The organism is Mesorhizobium sp. WSM4833, assembly GCF_055811095.1.
This window is the reverse complement of sequence record NZ_JBVVQG010000006.1, coordinates 426,138-445,968: the sequence shown is the minus strand read 5'-3', so window position 1 is coordinate 445,968 and position 19,831 is coordinate 426,138. Positions and strand designations below refer to the sequence as shown.

Sequence of the window (19,831 nt, the reverse complement as noted above, 5' to 3'; positions counted from 1 at the left end):
TTCGGCGGCGCGCGCGGCCGCACCGATGTGCCGAAGATCGTCGACTGGTACATGGACGGCAAGATCCAGATCGACCCTATGATCACCCACACGCTCAAGCTCGAGGACATCAACAAGGGTTTCGATCTCATGCATGAGGGCAAATCGATCAGAAGCGTCGTGGTTTACTGAGGAAGATCACAGGCCGCGGTCCAACCGGCGCGCGGCCTCCGTGGTTCACAATGGGAGGAGAAAAGAAACATGAGCGAACTCCCCGCCATTCTCGTCGATGCAGATGCCTGCCCGGTCAAGGCCGAGGTCGAAAAAGTGGCCGACCGGCATGGCGTCCTTGTCACCTACGTCTCCAATGGCGGCTTGCGGCCGTCGCGCGATCCGATGGTCCGCAATGTCGTGGTCTCCAAGGGCGCTGATGCCGCCGACGACTGGATCGTCGACAATGCACGCACCAACGACATTGTGATCACCGCCGACATTCCGCTGGCCGCCCGCGCGGTTGCACTCGGCGCCCATGTGCTTGGGCCAACCGGACGTCCCTTCACGCCGGAAACGATCGGCATGGCGGTGGCGATGCGCGACCTGAAGCAGCATCTGCGCGAGACCGGCGAAAGCAAGGGCTACAATGCCAGCTTCGCGCCGCAAGACCGGTCGCGGTTTCTGGGCGAACTCGATCGCATCTTGCGGCGTGCCATGAAATCGGCCACACCGGATTAGCGCTATCCAGGGCTGGAACCACCATGGCCGCCGAAGCTCCGATAGACAAACCCATGCAGCGCCACATGCTGTTTGCTGTGTCTGCCTGCTTCGGCGTCTTTGCGCTTCTGGTGGCGTTGCTGCTGCACGCTCCGCTTGCCTATTCGATCGGCGCCAACGCGTTCTTTGCCGCCTATGTCATTCTCGTCGTCGCCCAGATGCCGAAGTTCACCGGCAGGTATCTGAGCAAGAATGCGCGCGCCACCGACCAGTCGGTGCTGGTCATCTTCGCCGTGACGCTTGTCGTCGTCGGCGTTGCCGTTGTCGCATTGTTCCTGTTGATCAATCAGAAGGACAGAAGCCATCCCATCGAGCTCTTCTTCGCGCTGCTGTCGATCCCGCTCGGCTGGTTCACCATCCATGCCATGGCAGCGCTCCATTATGCCCATGTCTACTGGATGGATGGCGATGCGATGGATGCCGAGACCAGGAAGAAAATCCCGGTCGGCGGACTGCTGTTTCCGGGCGACAAACGGCCGGAGGGTTGGGACTTCCTCTATTTCTCGACGGTGATCGGCATGACGGCGCAGACCGCCGACACCAACATCTCGACGACGCATATGCGTCGTGTCGTGCTTGTCCACTCGATCCTGTCGTTTTTCTTCAACACGGTCATCGTCGCCGCTGCCGTCAATCTCGCCGTCAGCCTGGGCGGTCCGTAATAAATCCGTGATCGGATGAAACATCGGTTTGGATCGCGACGTATCAGGAGGACAATGAGCGCGCAGGCCATGCCGCGAGGCCGGGAGACGAAACACGATGGAATCCGTTGCCAGAAGCCAATCCGCCGCCGATCCAGGCGCTTCGGCGTCGAACGACAAAACGCTGATTTACCGGCAGTCGCGCTGGACGCGGCTGACGCATTGGCTGTGGGCCATCTCGCTGTTCTTCATGCTGTTGTCCGGCCTGCAGATCTTCAATGCCCGTCCGCAGCTCTATATCGGCAAGCAATCGGGCTTCGATTACAACAACACCATCTTCGCCATCGGCGCCGAGAACTCCGATGCGGGTCCGCGCGGCTACACGGAGATCTTCGGCAAACGCTTCAACACCACTGGGGTGCTCGGCTGGTCGGGTCCGGCCGGCCAGGAGACGTCCCGCGCCTTCCCGTCCTGGGCGACCATCCCGTCCTACTATGATCTCGGCACTGCGCGCGTCATCCATTTCTTCTTTGCCTGGATACTCACCACGACGTTGATCGTCTGGCTGGTCGCCAGCATCGTCAACGGTCACATCCGCCGCGATCTCGCGCCACGCCTCGACGATTTGAAGCGGTTGCCGCAAGACATCGTCGACCACGCCAAGCTCAAATTCCACCACACGCGCGAATACAACACGCTGCAGAAGATGGCCTATGGCGGGGTTCTGTTCGTGCTGCTGCCGCTGATGATCATCACCGGCCTGGCGATGTCGCCAAGCATGAACTCGGTGCTGCCTTTCCTCAACGATCTGCTCGGTGGCCGGCAGACGGCACGCACCATCCATTTCACCGTCATGGTGCTGCTGGTCGCCTTCTTCGTCGTCCATATCCTGATGATCCTGGCCGCCGGCCCGATCAACGAGCTGCGCTCGATCATCACCGGCTGGTACCGCACCGATCCTCCCGCACAGAACGACAATACAGCCGAGAGGAGTGCCTGACATGGCGAAGTTTGAGATCAGCCGCCGCAAATTCCTGACCGCTGCCGGCCTTGGCGCTTCCGGTATCATGCTGTCGGGCTGCGACGCCTTTGACAGCCAGCTAAGCGTCGGCAGCGGCCTGCGCAGTTTCCTCGAAAACGCCAATGGCCTGACATACCGGGCGCAACGCCTGCTCGCCGGACGCGGTGCGCTGGCGCCGGAATTCACCGAGGCCGATATCCGCCAGCCGCAGCGGCCGAACGGCGTCACCGCTCCCGATGACGACGTCTACAAGGGCCTGCTCGCCAACAATTTCGCCGACTGGCGTCTGGAAGTGACGGGTCTTGTCGAAAAGCCGCTGTCGCTCAGCCGCGAGCAGCTCCAGAACATGCCAAGCCGCACCCAGATCACCCGCCATGACTGCGTCGAAGGCTGGAGCTGCATAGCCAAATGGACCGGCACGCCGCTGTCGCTGGTGCTGGACCAGGCGGTGGTCAAACCGCAGGCGCGCTATGTCATGTTCCATTGCCTCGACACGATCGACCGCAGCCTGTCGGGCGACATCAAATATTACGGCACCATCGACCTCATCGATGCCCGTCACCCGCAGACGATCCTCGCCTACGGCCTGAACGGCAAGCCGCTGCCGGTCGAGAACGGCGCGCCGCTGCGGGTTCGCGTCGAGCGCCAGCTCGGCTACAAGATGCCGAAATATCTCTACAAGATCGAACTGGTCGACGGCTTTGCCGATGTCGGCGGTGGCAGGGGCGGCTATTGGGAAGACAATGGCTATGACTGGTACGGCGGGATCTGAGCTGCACACCGCAAATCCGGCGCTGAAGATGCTAGCCTAGCGAGCGGCGAAACAGCTCGCCTTTTCCGGCAATCTGCTCGCCAATGCCGCCAAGCCGCAGCATATGCCAGGCAAGTGCATGGTTGCTGGAGGTGACCGGTTTCCCCAACTCCTTCTCGACCTCCTCGATGATGCGGGCAACGCGCATGCTGGTGCAGGAAACGAACACCGCATCACAGTCGCTCGACGCACCGATTTCCAAGATGGCCTGCTTGACCGATGCCGGCGTGATGCGTGCAACGACATTGTCGTCCGCCTCGTTGAAGGAGCCCATGACCGGAATATCCATCCCCCGCGCCATCAGCGATGCCCGCAGCGAATGATTGATTTTCGCCAAGTAAGGGGTGAGCAGCGCGATCCTCGAGACCCCCAGGGCCTTCAGCGCGGCGCGTGCCGCGGTCACCGGATTGGTCACCTGCACACCAGGCAGCACCTCGTGAACGCGCTCGGCAACCTTATCCTCGCCGATGACCAGCGCTCCCGACGTGCAGGCAAAGCCGATCACATCGAACTTGACGTCGGGCAAGAGTCCCACCGTTGCCGGGATTACCGCCGACATTTTCATCAGGTTTTCCGGTGTGATCTCGACATCGCTGTAGAGCCGCGCCTCGTACAGCGCGATGTCGCGCGCGGGCAGCGCATACCGGAATTCATCCTCGATGGTCTGGTCGGTCCGCAGCACGAGCAGGCCGAGATTGGCGCGCGTGCCGATACCGTCATCGGTCTTGAAGGGAATGTGTTCCTTGTCGAGGACAAGCGTGTCGTCGGCGCGGCTAACCGGGGCGTCCATGGCGCAGTCCCCTCCCTGATGCCAATCAGAATTGTCGACAATAGAAACGGCGATATTGCCGAAACTGTCAAGGGCTCTGTGCAGATCCTGGGAACCGGTAAACGCCTGAATTTTGCGCTTGCGCGGATCGCTTGTCCGTCGCCGACCCATTCACCGTTGACAGGGATCGGCGTCTTCCTATTGAATTGTCGACAATAGGAACACAGCCCTTCGGGACAGCAATGCGCGTATTGATCTTGGGCGGCGGCGTGGTCGGGATCACCACCGCTTATCAGTTGCAAAAGGACGGCCACGCGGTCACTGTTCTCGAGCAGGCACCGCAGGTGGCCGAGGGCGCGAGCTGGGCAAATGCAGGCATGATCGCGCCCGGTCACTCCTTCGTCTGGTCATCACCAGCCGCGCCAAAAATCCTGCTGAAGTCGCTGTTCCTGAAAGACCAGGCGCTTCGCTTCAAACTTTCCGCCGACCCGCATCTCTACAGCTGGTCGCTGCGCTTCCTCAGGGAATGCACGGCCGCCAAAGCGCGTCGCAACACCCTCCTCAAACATCGGCTTGCGGTCCATTCCCAATCGGTCCTGCAGGCGGTCGTCAGGGAGGAATCGATCCAATACGACAGGACCTCGGCCGGCATCCTTTACTTCCACCGCAGCCGTCAGGCGCTCGACAAGGGCGTCGCCAACATGCGCCTGCTGGAGGCCGACGGCCAGGAGATCCGCATTGTCGACGCACAGGAAATCATTGACCGCGAGCCGGCGCTGGCTTCGTCGCGCGGCAGCATTGCCGGCGGCATAATGTGTCCAACCGATGAAACCGGCGACGCCGCCAAGTTCACGCGCGCGCTGGCGGCCATCGTCGAAACGAGGGGCGGCAAGATCCTGACAAGCACGAGGATCGTCGGGATCGAACGCAGGAATGACGCGATCATCCGGGTCGTCACCGACAAGGGAGAATTTCTGGCCGACACCTACGTTCTGTGTCTCGGCGCCGAAAGCCCGATCCTCGCCCGCAAGATCGGCCTTGGTTTGCCGATCTATCCGGTCAAAGGATATTCCCTGACCATTCCCATCGTCGACCCGGCGCTGGCTCCAAAACTCCCCGTCATCGATGAGCACAATCTCGTTGCCATCACGCCGATGGGCGATCGCATCCGCGTCACCGCCACCGCGGAATTCGCGGGCTATGATCGCAGCCACAAGCCTTCGGATTTCGCCTTCATGAAGCGCGTCACGCAGGACCTGTTCCCGCGCGGTATCGCCTATGATCGCGCCGAAATGCGGGCCTGCCTGAGACCCATGACGCCCGACAATCTGCCGATCCTCGGCCTGCGCAACATCAAGAACCTCTGGCTGAACACCGGCCACGGCCATATTGGATGGACGATGGCGCATGGATCGGCCCGCATCGTCGCCGACCTGATCGCCGGCCGGGCTGCGCCGATCGCCCTCGACGGTATCCTTCCCACACAGGCGCGGTTCGCCGAACCAAGCGCCGCAAAGGCTTGACCGACGCCATGCTCCGACCCACCAGGCACAGCAACCAGGACGACGATGCGGCGTTGGCATCCAAGCCGATCAAGACCGGCCCGCGCGTCTATGAAGAGATCCGTCGCATGGCGATGGACTATCGCTTCAAGCCGAACGAGCGCATCAACGAAGTGGCGCTTGCCGCGAGGCTGAATGTCAGCCGCAGCCCGATCAGGGAGGCCCTCCAGCGGCTGGTCACGGAGGAACTCATCACCTTCCAGACCAATCGCGGCTTCTTTTGCCGCGGCTTCGATGTCGACGAGGTCGTCAATCTTTCCGACGTGCGGGCGGTGCTTGAGGAGCGCTCCGTCAGGCTGGCGATCCAGCGCGCGACCAATGAAGAGCTCGCCGCGCTCGTCGACTGGTGGACGCTCACCATGGCGCGCGCCGACTCGTTTTCCAGCGCCGAGCTGACCGCCAGGGACGAGGAGTTTCACATCCGCATCGCCAGGCTGTCAGGCAATCCCGAACTGGCGCGCATGCTCGAAGGCATCAACACGCGCATCCATTTCGTTCGCAAGATCGAAGTGGAGAAGCACCGGCGACTGTCGACAACCTACACCGAACACAGCGAAATCGCCCGAGCCATGGTAACCCGCGATGCCGACACGGCCGCAAGGCTCATGCATGACCACATCGACATCAGTGTCGCCGATGCCATGTCGACCGTCCGGGAAGGCCTGGCCCGGATATACGTCGACGTCGATCAGATCTGACCAGCATCCCGGATCCGATTAAGCAATCCCTGGCCGGTCAGGCAACCTTGTCGAGCAGCGGCCTGAGCGCCGGGTGAATTTCCGGCGAGGCGTGCTTGATCAGGGTCAGCAGCGCGCGTTCGTTCTCGTAAAGTGGCCTGTCGACGCCGATATGTTCGATCAGCCAGCCGGCTTCGCCGGCATCGATCGTCTCGGCACGGCGGGCCAGGGCCTCGGCCGCCCTGTTCTTGGCTTCCCATTCGGCTTCGATGTCGCCAGGAGATCGGTAGGCCTCCATGATGCCGGCAAGCCCGCCGGAGATCATGCGGCTGAAGAAGCCGCCGATTTCCGGATCGGCATGTTCGAGGAAGGCGTCATGGCGCAGCGCCACGTCGCGCGTCGGTGCTTCGTAGCCGGCCGAGCACATGACGAAATTGGCGATCGCCTTGACGAACAGCTCGTTCCAGGACGGATCGTTTTGTCCTTGAGCAGTCCGCTCGTTGATCTTGAGCAGCACCTCGGCCTCGGCGCGCGTGATGGCGATGTTGCCGTCGCCGCCATGGGCATGGAGTATCCGGCGCAAAAGCTCGACCTCCGCCTGCGCGACGAGGCCCGGAGCCAGCGCGCCGCCGAGCATCAGCGGCCCCTTGCCGTCAATGACGGCATGCGCCACCTGCTCCAGCGCATACACACAAAGCTGGGCCGGCGACGATTTCGCCTGTTCCAGCACATGCACCAGCAATTCGAGTTCGGTCCGGCTGTCGACCATGCCGTCGCGCGAGATCGTGCGGATCAGCCAGTCGGCATTGTCCTGCGAGATATAGCCCGATGGCTTTTCCTGGTGGACGATATAGTCGGTGACCGCCTCAATGAAGAAGGGCGGCCATTCCTGGCATTTGTCCTTCGCCGTGGCATCGAGCGCGAACAGCGCCTCGGCCTCGCCACGCGTCACGACGCCGTCGCCGAACACTTCATGGCGCAACATCGCCACGTCCTCCGCGGCGATGCGGCTTTTCGAGGTCAGCCCGGCCACCGGCGCGCTCATGATCAATTCGCCCATTTGTCGTCCCCGTCCGCCGTCGCCAAGCGCCGGCCCCATAGCGTCACACAAGCCAACATATCAGCAGTGTCTTGAAAAACCGGCAAACGGCGTGGTTAGTGAAGACTTGTCGCCAACGCATGTCGCCTGACAGCGTGCCGCGGTTTGAAGAACGACATGCACGCGCTTTAGATGTTGCTGACAGGTGACAAGCCGTCGCGCGCAAGCTATGGATGGCGCGTCGAGGACTCAGGGTCTTGAGTCCTACCTGTTTGCGGGAGAGAACAGCGAGAGCTGTCGCCGAAGGGGAAATCGCCCGAAATCTCTCAGGCAAAAGAACCGTAGACGGGAAAGACACTCTGGAAAGTCGGGGCTTGCCCCCGCGCCGAAGGTGTAAGCGCCGCTGACAGAGTTCCGGCTGCGCGAGTCTCTCAGGCTTCAGACAGAGGGGCACGGACTGGTCGCCATTCGCGACCGATTGCGTGCGACTCTGGAGACGACATGACGGGCGACGACACAAAACACCTTCCCCTTGAAGATATCCATATGGCCGCCGGTGCGCGCTTCGGCGCCTTTGCCGGCTGGTCGATGCCGCTGACCTATCCGGCCGGCGTCATGAAGGAACACCTTCACACCCGCGAGCAGGCCGGCCTGTTCGACATCTCGCATATGAAGCTGTTCGAGGTCAGCGGACCGGAAGCGGCGGCACTGCTCAACCGTGCCTGCCCACTGGATGCCGGCGCGCTCGAAATCTCGCAATCCAAACTGTCCTTTTTCCTCAACGAAGCAGGCGGCATCCTCGACGACCTGATCGTCACCAGGCTTGGCGATGCCAGGTTCATGGTGGTCGCCAATGCCGGCAACGCCGTAGCCGACGAAAAGCATTTGCGTGCACTTGCCGCGGATTTCGACGCCAGGATCGAGCCGCTCGACCGCGTCTTCCTGGCCATCCAGGGTCCTGAAGCCTGGGCCGCCCTTTCCCGCGCCGGCATCGAGACCGGCTCGCTGCTGTTCATGCATGGGGTCGAACCGCGCAAGAACTGGTTCATGAGCCGGTCGGGCTATACCGGCGAGGACGGGTTCGAGATCGGCTTGCCGGAGGCCGATGCACGCGACCTCGTCGCGAAGCTGCTCGGAGACGAGCGCGTGCTGTGGATCGGCCTGGCTGCGCGCGACAGCCTGCGCCTGGAGGCCGGTCTCTGCCTGCATGGCCAGGACATCACACCGGAAACCGACCCGGCCAGCGCCGCCTTGATGTGGGCAATTCCAAAGGACATCCGCGCTTCCGGCACTTTCATCGGCGCCGATGCGCTCCGCGCCGCGGTGGAACGAGGACCCGCGCAAAAGCGCGTCGGTTTGAAGCCGGAAGGCCGCCAGCCGGTGCGTGGCGGTGCCGCGCTCTTCGACGCCGACGGCAACCCGGCCGGCCATGTCACGTCGGGCGGCTTCGGCCCCTCGGCCGGCCATCCGGTCGCCATGGGCTATGTCTCGACACCTCTGGCAAAGCCCGGAACACGGGTTTTCGCCGATGTGCGCGGCACGAAAATCCCAGTCGATATCAGCTCCCTGCCCTTCACACCGCATCGCTACCGAAAAGGATGATCTCAATGGCAACGACCTATTTCACATCAGATCACGAGTGGCTCCGCGTCGAGGGCGGCATCGCCACGGTCGGCATCACTGATTACGCGCAGGAGCAGCTCGGCGACCTCGTCTTCGTCGAACTGCCGGAGACGGGAAAGAAATTGACCAAGGGCGACACCGCCGTCGTGGTCGAATCCGTCAAGGCGGCGTCCGATGTCTATGCACCAGTCGACGGCGAGATCACCGAGGCCAACGGCACGCTGTCGTCGGATCCGTCACTGGTCAATTCGGCCGCAACAGGGGCCGGCTGGCTGTGGAAGATGAAGCTTGCCGACGAAAGCCAGCTCGCCGGTCTCATGGATGAGGCCGCCTACAAAGCCCATATCGGTTGATATCAGGACTTATTGAGATGACCGCAGCACCCTACCCCTTCTCGGCCCGCCATATCGGTCCCGGCCTCAACGATACCAGAGCCATGCTGGCCGCCATCGGCGTGCCCTCGATCGAGACGCTGATCAGCCAGTCCGTCCCGAAGTCGATCCGGCTCGATCGGCCGCTTGCCCTGCCGGCACCAGCGAGCGAGGCGGAAGCGCTGGCTGAGCTTTCGGCTGTCATGGCCGGGAATACGGTGCTGAAGAGCTTCATCGGCGCCGGTTATCACGGCGTCCATGTGCCGCCGGTTATCCAGCGCAATCTGTTCGAGAACCCGGCCTGGTATACGGCCTACACGCCCTATCAGGCCGAGATCAGCCAGGGCCGGCTGGAAATGCTGTTCAACTTCCAGACCCTGGTCACCGAACTGACCGGCCTGCCGGTGGCATCGGCGTCGCTGCTGGATGAAGCAACCGCCGTGGCCGAGGCGGTCGGCATTGCGCTGCGCCATCACCGCGACAAGCGCACCAAGGTAGCACTTGCCGGCACGCCGCACCCGCAGACGCTGGACGTGGTGCGCACCCGCGCCGAGCCGCTCGGCATCGAGATCGATGGCGAGACGATCGACGACAACACCGCCGCCCTGCTTGTCTCCTGGCCGGATACATTTGGCGTCTATGGCGACCACAAGGCAGCGATCGACAAGGCACACGCGACCGGCGCTCTCGTCGTCTTCATCGCCGACCCGCTCGGCCTGACGCTGACCGACGCGCCGGCCAAGCTTGGCGCCGACATCGCCGTCGGCCCGATGCAGCGCTTTGGCGTGCCGATGGGCTTTGGCGGCCCGCACGCGGCCTATTGCGCCGTCTCCGACAGGCTGACGCGGCTGATGCCTGGCCGCCTGGTCGGCCAGTCCACCGACAGCAAGGGCCGGCCCGGATACCGGCTTGCCTTGCAGACGCGTGAGCAGCATATCCGCCGCGACAAGGCGACCTCCAACATCTGCACCGCGCAGGCGCTGCTCGCCAATATGGCGACCGCCTATGCCATCTGGCACGGCTCCGCCGGGCTGCAGGCGATTGCCGGGCGCATCCACACGCTGGCCAATCGTCTTGCCGCCGGGCTCAAAGCAGCAAACATCTCCGTGCTCGGTTCAAGCCGCTTCGACACGGTGACGGCCGAGGTGAAGGGCAAGGCAGCTTCGATCGCCGCCGCCGCTGAAAAGGGCGGCAGACTGCTGCGTGCCGTCGATGCCGACCACATCGGCATCGCCTTCGACGAAACCTCCACCGAGGCCGATCTCGACGCAATCGCGGCCCTGTTCGGCGCCAAGGCTGGTGCCTCCGCCGACAGCACGGTGCCCGGCAAGCCGCGCGGCAAGGAGTTCCTGACCCAGCCTGTTTTCCACGAAAACAAGTCGGAAACCGAGATGATGCGCTTCCTGCGCCGGCTGGCCGACAAGGACCTGGCGCTCGACCGCGCCATGATCCCGCTGGGATCCTGCACCATGAAGCTCAACGCCGCCGCCGAGATGATGCCGGTGAGCTGGCCGAGCATTGCCAATCTGCACCCTTTCGCCCCGGCCGCGCACTCGGCAGGCTACCGTGCCATGATCGGCGAGCTGGAGGGCTGGCTGTCGGAGATCACCGGCTTCGACGCCGTCACCTTGCAGCCCAATGCCGGCAGCCAGGGCGAATATGCCGGACTGCTCGCCATCCGCGGCTATCACCGCTCGCGCGGCGACAACCACCGCACCGTCTGCCTGATCCCCTCCTCGGCGCATGGCACCAATCCCGCGAGCGCGGCGATGGCCGGCATGAGCGTCGTCGTCGTGCGCTGCACCGAAGACGGCAACATCGACATGAACGACATGAAGGCCAAGGCGACTGAGCATGCGCAAAATCTCGCAGCGCTGATGTTCACCTATCCCTCGACGCATGGCGTGTTCGAGGAAGGCGCACGCGATCTCTGCGCGCTGATCCATGAGCATGGCGGCCAGGTCTATTTCGACGGTGCCAACCTCAACGCGCTGGTCGGGCTTGCCCGTCCCGGCGACATCGGCGCCGATGTCTGCCATATGAACCTGCACAAGACCTTCTGCATTCCGCATGGCGGCGGCGGACCCGGCATCGGGCCGATCGGCGTCAAGGCGCATTTGAAGCCGTATTTGCCCGGCCATGTCACCGAAGGCTCGGCGCACGCCGTCTCCGCCGCCCCCTTCGGCAGCGCCTCGATCCTGCCGATCACCTGGATGTATATCCGCATGATGGGCGCCTCGGGCCTGAAGCAGGCGACCGAAACAGCGATCCTTTCCGCCAACTACATCGCAACGCGGCTCGGTGCGCATTTCCCGGTGCTCTACAAGGGCAGGCAGGGACGCGTCGCGCATGAATGCATCCTCGACACCCGTGTGCTCAAGGAGAGTGCAGGCATCAGTGTCGACGATGTCGCCAAGCGGCTGATCGATTATGGTTTTCACGCGCCGACCATGTCCTTCCCGGTCGCCGGCACGCTGATGGTGGAGCCGACCGAGTCCGAGCCTAAGCGGGAAATCGACCGCTTCTGCGAGGCCATGATCGCGATATCGGCAGAGGCAGCAAAAGTCGCCAGGGGCGAATGGCCTTTGGCCGACAATCCGCTGGTCAACGCGCCGCACACCGCCGCCGAGGCGCTGGCCGGCCAGTGGAACCATCCCTACTCGCGCCTGGAAGCGGCCTATCCGGCCGGCGACGCCGACACGGCAGCCAAGTACTGGCCTCCGGTGTCACGCATCGACAATGTCGCCGGCGACCGCAACCTGGTCTGCTCGTGCCCGCCGCTGTCCGACTATCTGGGGGCCGCGGAGTAATTTACGCTGAGCGCAAGGCCGGCTTGATCGGCTCGGCCTTGCCCATCCTCTTGCGGCTGATGACGCAATTTCGTCCGGCGCGTTTGGCGGCATAGAGCGCTGCGTCTGCCTCGGTGAGCACGTTGTCGAGGCTGCTGCCGCTTGCCTCGCCAAAGCCGATGCCGCCGCTGACCGTGCTGCGCAATTTGCCGAGCTGGGTGGGGACGATTTCGGCGCCGAAAGCCACGCCGATCTTGCTGGCGAGATCGTAGGCCTTTTCGTCCGTCATCCGCGACATGACGACTGCGAACTCCTCGCCGCCAAGGCGAAAAGCGTCGACGCCGGGCCGGGCATATTTCTTGATGACGGCGGCAAAACGGCACAAGACCTGATCCCCAACCGGGTGACCGTAGACATCGTTCGTCCGCTTGAAGTGGTCGAGGTCGAACATGACGATGGACATGAATGGACCGAAACTCCGCTCGCCGTAAAGCGACGTCAATGCCCGGCGGTTCAGCAACCCTGTCAGCGGGTCGGTCATGGTCTCGGCCTTGAGCTCGATCTGCGCCTGCAGATGATGGAGGGAGAGCGTCAATGCTCCGAGCCCGGTCATGCAGGCCACCGCCACGACGGAATTCAATCGTTCGGCCCAATTGTCGGGCGCAACCGCGAGCGTCCATTGCCCCTTGGTCAGCAGAACCACGCCGCAAAACGCAAACGACATCGCGCAGGTGCCGCTCAGAAACGAAACCACCAGAAGGATGCGGCGATCGTGACTGCCGTTGATCCAGAACATGGCGCCGATCGCCGACAGCAGCGCCGTCACCGTGGTGTAGGTGATGATGAAACCAACGCCGTCAAAGCCCATAAAGGTCACGATGGCACAAATGGCCATGGCAGCAAGCGCCGGTGCAACGGCGCGCCTGTAGCCGGGCACGCCGAGATATTGCATGGCCGACAAGCAGAGGATCAGGAACCCCAGGCTGAGCAGCGCAAGCACGATCTGGCAAAGCAGCGGATCGGGATCCTTGGTGTACCGCCAGAACAGGATCACATGCGCGACGAGCACCAGAATTCCGCACGCCACCGTCAGCACGAAACCTGCCTTGGGTGCGGTGAACCAGATCGCAAACATGGTGACGCTGAGGCATATGCCCGACAGCGCGGCTGCGAGCAGGAGCGAACTGAAGTCCAGCATATCGGGCAAGGGCCTCTCGAGCGTCGGCGGTTGCGCTGCATTCTAGGTCAGCGGCTGCCCCCAGATACGGGTTTTCAGGCGATCCATCGATGCAACCTGCAGATAGGGTTTACAAAGCGTCGATGGCACGTGTCCCGAAACCGGACCATTGGACGCGAGATCAACCCTTGTTCAGGAGAGCGAGGTTGGCGTTGACGACGGTGGGATCGGCCATGCCGGCCTTCGCTTCGAGCAGCAGCGCCTTGGCCTTCTTGCGATTGCCGCGCAGCAGTTGCGAATAACCCATATTGTTGACGATCTGCGGCCTGCGACCGGCGACTTTCAGAAGCTGGCCGTAGGCACGGTCGGCGAAGTCGAAGCGGCCGAGTTCATCATAGGAAGCCGCGAGCCCCATCCAGGCCTCCGCATTGTCGGCCTTCAACTCGACGGCCTTGCGGAAGTGCTTTTCGGCGAGGCCGTAATTGGCGTCGCGAAACTGCGCCTTGCCTTGCGCCAGATCGGAGGTTTCGGTGTCTTTAGCCGCCGGTTGGATGGCGGTGGTCTTGGTGGTGTCGACGCCACTCGTCGAACAGCCAGACATCATCAAGACGGCCGCCATCGTGGCCATTGCCGGGAAATTATTGTGACGCATGCCCCTGCCTCATCGCCCGATTTGCCGGGTCGTTCTTCAGGAAACACAATATATCAGCGGCGATTAAACTTCGGTGCCGAAACGCCGCCAAAATTCGGCTTCGGGCACACCAGCCATTAACCACCAGGCCGCGGTGCTTCAGTCGCAGCCAGCGGCGTCCTCACGGCTCCAGGGCTTTGAGCCCCGCAGGAGCCGTATACCGGCTGCCGTCATAGCGCAGCCGGTAGGTTTGGCTCACGGACTTGCCGGGATGGGACTGGCACTCGCCATCCTTGTCGGGCAACGGATTGTCGGTATCCATTCGCTCGACCACCGTTATGTCGTGGTAGCCATGATGTTTGGCCGGGCTCATCGCCAGGCTAACCCGACTGGTATGGAAGGATCCGGCGCAATTGGTATCACCCTCGCCGCCATTGCCGGCCACGACCAGGCCATCGAGCACCATCCTCAGGGAATCGCCATCGACGGCATAGAGCCGCAGGTCGGTTTCACTGAACGGATTGGGCAGCGAATTGTTTGCCATTTCGATGCGCAGGCCAAAGGCAGTAACATCGGGCGCCAGCGCATAGCGGCCGGTATCAAGTTCCACCTGGCGGATGGCGATGGCATCATCATTCATCAGCCCGGGCTGGAGCAGGCGCTGGCGCACCTGCCGGCTCTTCCTGTCGACAATCAAAAGCTCGATATCGCCGGCATGCGCGTAGTCGCTGGGTTGGGACCCGTCCATCAGCGGCACTGCGACCAACAGCAGGTCGTCATGGGCGGGCCAGATCTTGCAAACCAGCCCTGGCGGATCGCCATACGCGAATGTCAGGGCAATGCTGGTGTGGGGTTCGAGCGTGAACGAGGTGCCGTCGGCGCTCTTTCGAGCTTTGGGATAGGCCTGCTGCACCAAGGCGGCGGCATCGCCGCAATCGCCGGCCACGGCCCAGGCGGGCGACAGGCTGGCCGCGGCAAGGCCAAGGAAGAGGGTGCGCAGCAGCATGGACTTTCTCACCTGCAAAGCCGGGTTCGGTCAGGACAATGGTTTGTCAGCCCCTTGCTAGGGCTTTTGTGGAGCGCTCGCTAGTGCGCCGTCATTTTGACGATGACTGGAATGGCCGCGATCATCAGCACCACCGGCAGGATGCACACAACCACGGGCACCGACATCTTGGCAGGCAGAGCGTGCGCCTTTTCCTCGGCCAACGACATACGCTTATGGCGCATGTCGTCGGAGAAGACGCGCAGCGCCCCCGACAGGCTGGTGCCGAGTTCCTTGGACTGCTGCAGCAGCGTGGCGAAGGAACGCACCTCGTCCAGGCTGAGGCGATCGGCGAGCGCCTTCAGCGCATCGTCGAGGCTGCGCCCGGCCCTCAGCTCCAGCGACACCAGCTGCAGGTTCTGGCTGAGCGCGGGATAAGTCTTGGCGAGTTCCTTGGAGACGCGCTCTATGCCTGCCTCCATGCTCATGCCGGCATCCGAGCAGACAATCATCAGGTCCATGAAATCGGGAAACCCGTTGCGGTACTCACGCCTGCGTTCCCGCACTTTCTGGCTCAGCACCAGGCCGGGCAGGAAATAACCGGCCGCGCCCGACAGGATGACGAATGTCCAGCGGCTGGCCATCGTTGCGTCCGGACTGGCCATCCAGCGGTTGAGCACAAACACACCGATTGCCGTGCCGATCATCGCGGTGAACCGGATCAGGAAGAACGTACCGACAGCGCGCGGCTCCATGTAGCCCGCCTGGATAAGCTTCATGCGCAGCCGGGCGACATTTTCCGGATCGCTCCTGGCGTAGAATTCCTGCGCCCGCTTCACCGCCTTCTCGCGCACGATGCCGGTATTCTTCTTTTGCACCGGCTCCGGTTTGGCGGCCACGGGACCGTTGTCGACCCTGAGCCGGCGCATGACCTCGTTGCGATCGCCCTTCGCCATGACAACAGGCCAGGCAACAGCGGCAGCACCCACCGCCAGCAGCAGTATGGCCACCGGCATCAATGAGGTCGGCGCAAGCGAGGCGAGGAATTCGATGAAACCCTGCATGTCAGAACTTGAAATTCGACATCTTGAACATCATCAGATTGCCCAGCATCAGCCAGGTGATCGACGCGCCAAGCAGATACCAGGTCTTCGGCTCGCCCCAGACGTCGCTGTAGAAGCCCGGCATCAGTGCCATGATGGCGGCAAACAGCAACGCCGGCACGGCCGTCAGAATGTAGGCCGACATCCGGCCTTCTGTCGCAATGGCGCGCACCTTGCGGCGCAGCTTGCCACGCTCGCGAATCGTCGTCGCCAGGCCGTCGAGGATCTCGCGCAGATTGCCGCCCGAACTGGTCTGGATCGAGACGGCGGTGACGAACAACGGCAGATCCTCCTGGCCGACCCGGTCGAACAGCGAGTTCAACGCCGAAACCAGATCGGATCCGTAGGTCACTTCGTCGGCGATGACGCCGAACTCGCTGCCGATCGGGTCGGGCATCTCGCGCGCCACCATGGCGATCGCCACCGGCACCGGATGGCCGGCCTTCAGGCCACGCGTGATCAGTTCCAGCGCCTCCGGCAACTGCATGCCGAACCGCTTCAGCCGGCGCTTGCGCTTGAAACGCAGCGTCAGCACCGGCAACAGCGGCATGAGCACCACGAACAGGACGAACCCCATCAGCGGCGGCAAGCCGTACCAGATGGCGACCAAGGCCATCGCCATCGCCACGCCGCAGGTGATCATGAGGAATTTCGACAGCGGCATGATCATGCCCGACTGGGTTCGCAGCGCGCGAAACCGGTCCGCCGAAAACAGCGGCGTGCCCGCGTCAAGGCCGCGCTCCTTGCGCAGTTGGACGAGCACCTGCTCCTGGCTGATCTTGTTTTCCTGCAGCTTCATGCGCCGGTTGATGGCGGTGCGCTTGTCGCTGCGGCCGGCATAAAGCAGGTAACAGGCCTCGGCGATCAGGATGCCGGTCAGCGCGGCCGCGGCATAGACGACATAGATCGCGCTCATTCCATCGAACACTTGGCTACTCCTGCGGCCGGCCGGGTTCGAAATATCGTCCGGGAAACTCGATGCCCATGGCGCGCAGGTCCTCGAGGAAGCGCGGCCGGATGCCGGTCGCCTCGTAGTGGCCCAGAATCTTGCCGTCGGCCTCCATGCCGGTGCGCACGAAGCGGAAGATCTCCTGCATCTGGATGACATCGCCTTCCATGCCGGTCACCTCGGCGACACTGGTCACCTTGCGCTTGCCGTCGGACAGGCGCGTCAGTTGGACGATCAGGTCGAGCGCGCTGGCGATCTGGCTGCGGATCGACTGCACCGTCATCGGCATGCCGGTCATGCCAAGCATCTGCTCGAGCCGCGAAATGGCGTCGCGCGGCGTGTTGGCATGGATGGTCGCCATCGACCCTTCGTGGCCGGTGTTCATTGCCTGCAGCATGTCGAAAGCCTCCTCGCCGCGGCACTCGCCGAGGATGACGCGGTCGGGGCGCATGCGCAGTGCGTTCTTGACCAGGTCGCGCTGCTTCAACTCGCCATGGCCTTCGATGTTGGCCGGACGTGTTTCCATGCGCGCGACATGCGGCTGCTGCAGCTGAAGCTCGGCCGCGTCCTCGATGGTGATCAGCCGCTCGTCTTCCGGAATGAAGGCCGACAGTGCATTGAGCATGGTCGTCTTGCCGGTGCCGGTGCCGCCCGAAATGATCGTCGTCTTGCGGGCATGCACGGCCGCCGCCAGCACTTCGGCCATGTTCTGGGTGATGGCGCCGAATTCGACCAGTTTATGCAGGCCGAGCTTGTTCTTGGAGAATTTGCGGATCGACACCAGCGGGCCGTCGACCGCAACCGGGCGGATGGCCGCGTTGAACCGCGAGCCGTCCAGCATGCGGGCATCGACCATCGGCTGCGATTCGTCGACGCGGCGACCCACCGCGGCGACGATCTTGTTGACGATGCGCAGGAGATGCGCCTCGTCCTTGAACGGAATGTGGACCGGCTGCAGCTTGCCCTTCTTTTCGACAAAGCAGTTCATGTGGCCGTTGATCAGGATATCGTTGATGTCGGGATCCTTGAGCAGCGGCTCGAGCGGACCGAGGCCGACCATCTCGTCGACGATGTCGTCGACCAGCGCGTCAAGCTCGACGGTGTTGATCGCCATCCGCTCCTGCTTGGTCTTTTCCGAAACGAAGTCATGCACTTGCCGGCGCATCTCATCCTTCGGCAAACGCTCCAGCGCGACAAGATTGATCTCTTCGAGCAGCAGCCGGTGGATACGCACGCGCGCATCGAGCACCTTGTTGGCATTCTTTGCCAGCGCTGCTTCCGGCTTTGCCGGCAAAGCCTTTCGGCTGGTTGGTATAACGACGGCATGATGGGCGACCGGCGTCGTCTCAGGCGCGCGCTGCGGACGCGCATCGCGGTTCTGCAGGGTGGAGAAGCGGCTGGTCATCCGGCTTTCCTCTTCAGCAATCCACGGCCCATGCCAAACAGCGAGCGCGATTTCGCCCGGGTCGGGACCGCTTCTTCCGGCAGGATGATCTTCTTCAGATCGTTGACGACATTGGCGTTGGGATCGATCTCGTGCAGCGGTACGCCGCGATCGACTGCTTCGCGCACCAGCCGGTAGTTGTTGGCGATGCCGCCGACGAAATGCTCGCCAAGGATTTCCTGGACGTCCGCCTGCTTGATGCCGTTATCGAACATCTTCTGTTCGAAACGGTTGACGATGACGTTCGGCTTCACTTCCTTGCCGGCCGTCTCGTAGACCGCCTGGATCAGCCGCTGGGTGTGGCGCAGGCACGGCACCGTCATTTCCGCGACGATGTAGAGCTTGTTGGAACCGAGCAGCACGGTCTCCGTCCATGGAAACCAGGTGCGGGGCATGTCGATGACGACATTGTCGAAATAGGCCGAAACGAGATCCAGCATGCGCACCACGACATCGGTCTTGAACGAGCGCATCTCGGCTGGATGCGCCGGTGCCGCCAGCACGCAAAGCCCGCTGGCATGCTTGGACAGCATCACGTCGAGCAGTTGGCGGTCGAGACGCTCGGGCTGGTTCTCGATCTCGGTGATGTCGAAACGCGGTTCGAGGTCGAGATATTCGGCACAGGCGCCCTGCTGGAAGTTGAGATCGACGACGCAGGTCGACGCTCCGCGCGTCACCGAGTGATGCAGCTGAAAGGCGGTCTGCAGCGCCAGCGTCGTGGTGCCGACGCCGCCCGCCGCAGGCATGAAGGTATAGATCTGCGACTCGGTGTTTTCCTCGCGCCCGGGCCCTTGCAGCGCCCGTACGACGGAGCGCACCAGATCGGCCGTGGTGATCGGCTTGACCAGGAAATCCGCGACCTTGAGCTGCACGAGAATGCGCACCGCGGCCGCGTTGAACTCCTGGGTGACGACGACGACCGGAACCTTGTCCTCCAGCCGGCGCATGATGCGCTGCAGCGACTCGACTTCCTCCAGCCTTGCCGCATCCATGTCGACGATGATGGCGCCGAAGTCGGCTTCCTGGATCTCACCGCGCAACTCGGTAACGTTCTTCTCCACCGTCGAGAGCTGTATGATCTCGGAGGCGGAAAATGCGGTGCGCGTGTCCTGCGCAAACGTCCTGTCGGTCGATACGAGCAGGATCTTCCTGGTCTTGATGCCGTTTGCCATTCTGTCAGCCTGTCAGGTCGCCCGTTGACCAGTTGCCCGTTGAATCAGTTGCCTGTGGTCGACTGCGACGCCTTGGCACCGGCCGCCTGATCGGGTGTGACAGCCGCGGCACTGCCTCGTTGGGCCGGCACCAGGAGCCTGGTGTTCTGGACCCCGTATTTCCAGGGATCGACCATCTGCATGACGGTGTTGGCGGCCTGCGCATTGCCGGCGCCGGCCGTTGGCCCTTCGCTGCGCACATAGTCGTCGCTGGTGCAGCCGGCGGCAAAGCCGGCCAGCAGCAAGGCGACGCTCGATCCAAAGACCAGACGCATGGC

19 protein-coding genes, 1 pseudogene and 1 riboswitch are annotated in these 19,831 nt (G+C 63.0%); of the genes and pseudogenes, 10 read left to right on the top strand and 10 right to left on the bottom strand.

Translation table 11 applies throughout. The features are described 5' to 3' along the window. From AC0L2D_RS15290 to AC0L2D_RS15270, 5 genes and pseudogenes are all read left to right on the top strand, one after another. Window positions 1-171: pseudogene (locus AC0L2D_RS15290) on the top strand (S-(hydroxymethyl)glutathione dehydrogenase); the annotation flags it as partial. A 69-nt stretch (window positions 172-240) separates the two neighbouring features. Next, window positions 241-711: a YaiI/YqxD family protein gene (locus AC0L2D_RS15285; RefSeq protein ID WP_024505334.1), complete on the top strand. Its 471-nt coding sequence runs from the start codon at window positions 241-243 to the stop codon at window positions 709-711. Window positions 712-734: 23 nt separating this feature from the next. Continuing rightward, on the top strand, window positions 735-1,412 hold the full coding sequence (locus AC0L2D_RS15280; RefSeq protein WP_473541443.1) for a DUF1345 domain-containing protein: 678 nt from the start codon (window positions 735-737) through the stop codon (window positions 1,410-1,412). Window positions 1,413-1,509: 97 nt separating this feature from the next. After that, complete coding sequence (locus tag AC0L2D_RS15275; protein ID WP_013531946.1) at window positions 1,510-2,391, top strand: cytochrome b/b6 domain-containing protein; 882 nt, start codon at window positions 1,510-1,512, stop codon at window positions 2,389-2,391. A 1-nt stretch (window position 2,392) separates the two neighbouring features. After that, window positions 2,393-3,184, top strand: coding sequence for a molybdopterin-binding protein (locus AC0L2D_RS15270; protein ID WP_013531947.1), 792 nt, complete (start codon window positions 2,393-2,395; stop codon window positions 3,182-3,184). Between the two features lie 31 nt (window positions 3,185-3,215). Here the strand turns inward: AC0L2D_RS15270 and AC0L2D_RS15265 are convergent, their stop codons facing one another. Continuing rightward, a complete protein-coding gene (locus tag AC0L2D_RS15265) occupies window positions 3,216-4,013 on the bottom strand; it encodes a maleate cis-trans isomerase family protein (protein WP_013531948.1) in 798 nt (265 codons plus the stop codon). Between the two features lie 221 nt (window positions 4,014-4,234). Here AC0L2D_RS15265 and AC0L2D_RS15260 point away from each other — a divergent pair, with 221 nt between their 5' ends. Together AC0L2D_RS15260 and AC0L2D_RS15255 are read left to right on the top strand one after the other, a co-directional pair. Beyond that, complete coding sequence (locus AC0L2D_RS15260; RefSeq protein WP_027162560.1) at window positions 4,235-5,515, top strand: D-amino acid dehydrogenase; 1,281 nt, start codon at window positions 4,235-4,237, stop codon at window positions 5,513-5,515. Between the two features lie 8 nt (window positions 5,516-5,523). Continuing rightward, window positions 5,524-6,252 (top strand): GntR family transcriptional regulator, encoded by a 729-nt coding sequence (locus tag AC0L2D_RS15255; RefSeq protein WP_024505339.1) that lies wholly within the window; start codon window positions 5,524-5,526, stop codon window positions 6,250-6,252. A 37-nt stretch (window positions 6,253-6,289) separates the two neighbouring features. Here the strand turns inward: AC0L2D_RS15255 and AC0L2D_RS15250 are convergent, their stop codons facing one another. Further along, window positions 6,290-7,291, bottom strand: a complete 1,002-nt coding sequence (locus AC0L2D_RS15250) for a hypothetical protein (RefSeq protein WP_063167889.1) — start codon at window positions 7,289-7,291, stop codon at window positions 6,290-6,292. A 244-nt stretch (window positions 7,292-7,535) separates the two neighbouring features. Then, a riboswitch (glycine riboswitch) is annotated at window positions 7,536-7,622 on the top strand. 149 nt (window positions 7,623-7,771) lie between these two features. Here AC0L2D_RS15250 and gcvT point away from each other — a divergent pair. From gcvT to gcvP, 3 genes are read left to right on the top strand one after another with little or no spacing between them, the layout of a single operon-like run. Continuing rightward, window positions 7,772-8,872: a glycine cleavage system aminomethyltransferase GcvT gene (gene gcvT, locus AC0L2D_RS15245; RefSeq protein ID WP_063172036.1), complete on the top strand. Its 1,101-nt coding sequence runs from the start codon at window positions 7,772-7,774 to the stop codon at window positions 8,870-8,872. A 5-nt stretch (window positions 8,873-8,877) separates the two neighbouring features. After that, window positions 8,878-9,246 carry a glycine cleavage system protein GcvH gene (gene gcvH, locus AC0L2D_RS15240; RefSeq protein WP_013531953.1) on the top strand — a complete coding sequence of 123 codons (369 nt, stop codon included), beginning with the start codon at window positions 8,878-8,880 and terminating at the stop codon, window positions 9,244-9,246. A 17-nt stretch (window positions 9,247-9,263) separates the two neighbouring features. Beyond that, window positions 9,264-12,074 carry an aminomethyl-transferring glycine dehydrogenase gene (gene gcvP, locus AC0L2D_RS15235; RefSeq protein ID WP_473541442.1) on the top strand — a complete coding sequence of 937 codons (2,811 nt, stop codon included), beginning with the start codon at window positions 9,264-9,266 and terminating at the stop codon, window positions 12,072-12,074. Between the two features lies 1 nt (window position 12,075). Here the strand turns inward: gcvP and AC0L2D_RS15230 are convergent, their stop codons facing one another. The 8 genes from AC0L2D_RS15230 to AC0L2D_RS15195 all read right to left on the bottom strand — a co-directional run bounded on the left by AC0L2D_RS15230 (window position 12,076) and on the right by AC0L2D_RS15195 (window position 19,828). After that, complete coding sequence (locus tag AC0L2D_RS15230; RefSeq protein WP_473541450.1) at window positions 12,076-13,251, bottom strand: GGDEF domain-containing protein; 1,176 nt, start codon at window positions 13,249-13,251, stop codon at window positions 12,076-12,078. 160 nt (window positions 13,252-13,411) lie between these two features. Then, entirely contained in the window at window positions 13,412-13,882 is a 471-nt protein-coding gene (locus tag AC0L2D_RS15225; protein ID WP_013531956.1) for a hypothetical protein, read from the bottom strand. A 160-nt stretch (window positions 13,883-14,042) separates the two neighbouring features. After that, the gene (locus AC0L2D_RS15220) at window positions 14,043-14,867 is read right to left on the bottom strand and encodes a PA3715 family protein (protein WP_275954596.1); all 825 of its coding nucleotides are present in this window, start codon (window positions 14,865-14,867) and stop codon (window positions 14,043-14,045) included. Between the two features lie 80 nt (window positions 14,868-14,947). Continuing rightward, window positions 14,948-15,910, bottom strand: coding sequence for a type II secretion system F family protein (locus tag AC0L2D_RS15215; protein ID WP_013531958.1), 963 nt, complete (start codon window positions 15,908-15,910; stop codon window positions 14,948-14,950). 1 nt (window position 15,911) lies between these two features. After that, window positions 15,912-16,877, bottom strand: a complete 966-nt coding sequence (locus AC0L2D_RS15210) for a type II secretion system F family protein (RefSeq protein ID WP_013531959.1) — start codon at window positions 16,875-16,877, stop codon at window positions 15,912-15,914. Between the two features lie 4 nt (window positions 16,878-16,881). Beyond that, window positions 16,882-18,303 carry a CpaF family protein gene (locus AC0L2D_RS15205; RefSeq protein ID WP_013531960.1) on the bottom strand — a complete coding sequence of 474 codons (1,422 nt, stop codon included), beginning with the start codon at window positions 18,301-18,303 and terminating at the stop codon, window positions 16,882-16,884. Then, complete coding sequence (locus AC0L2D_RS15200; RefSeq protein ID WP_013531961.1) at window positions 18,300-19,514, bottom strand: CpaE/TadZ family protein; 1,215 nt, start codon at window positions 19,512-19,514, stop codon at window positions 18,300-18,302. The genes AC0L2D_RS15205 and AC0L2D_RS15200 overlap by 4 nt, the downstream gene beginning before the upstream one ends. 44 nt (window positions 19,515-19,558) lie before the next feature. Beyond that, on the bottom strand, window positions 19,559-19,828 hold the full coding sequence (locus AC0L2D_RS15195; protein WP_013531962.1) for a hypothetical protein: 270 nt from the start codon (window positions 19,826-19,828) through the stop codon (window positions 19,559-19,561). Window positions 19,829-19,831: the final 3 nt, after the last annotated feature.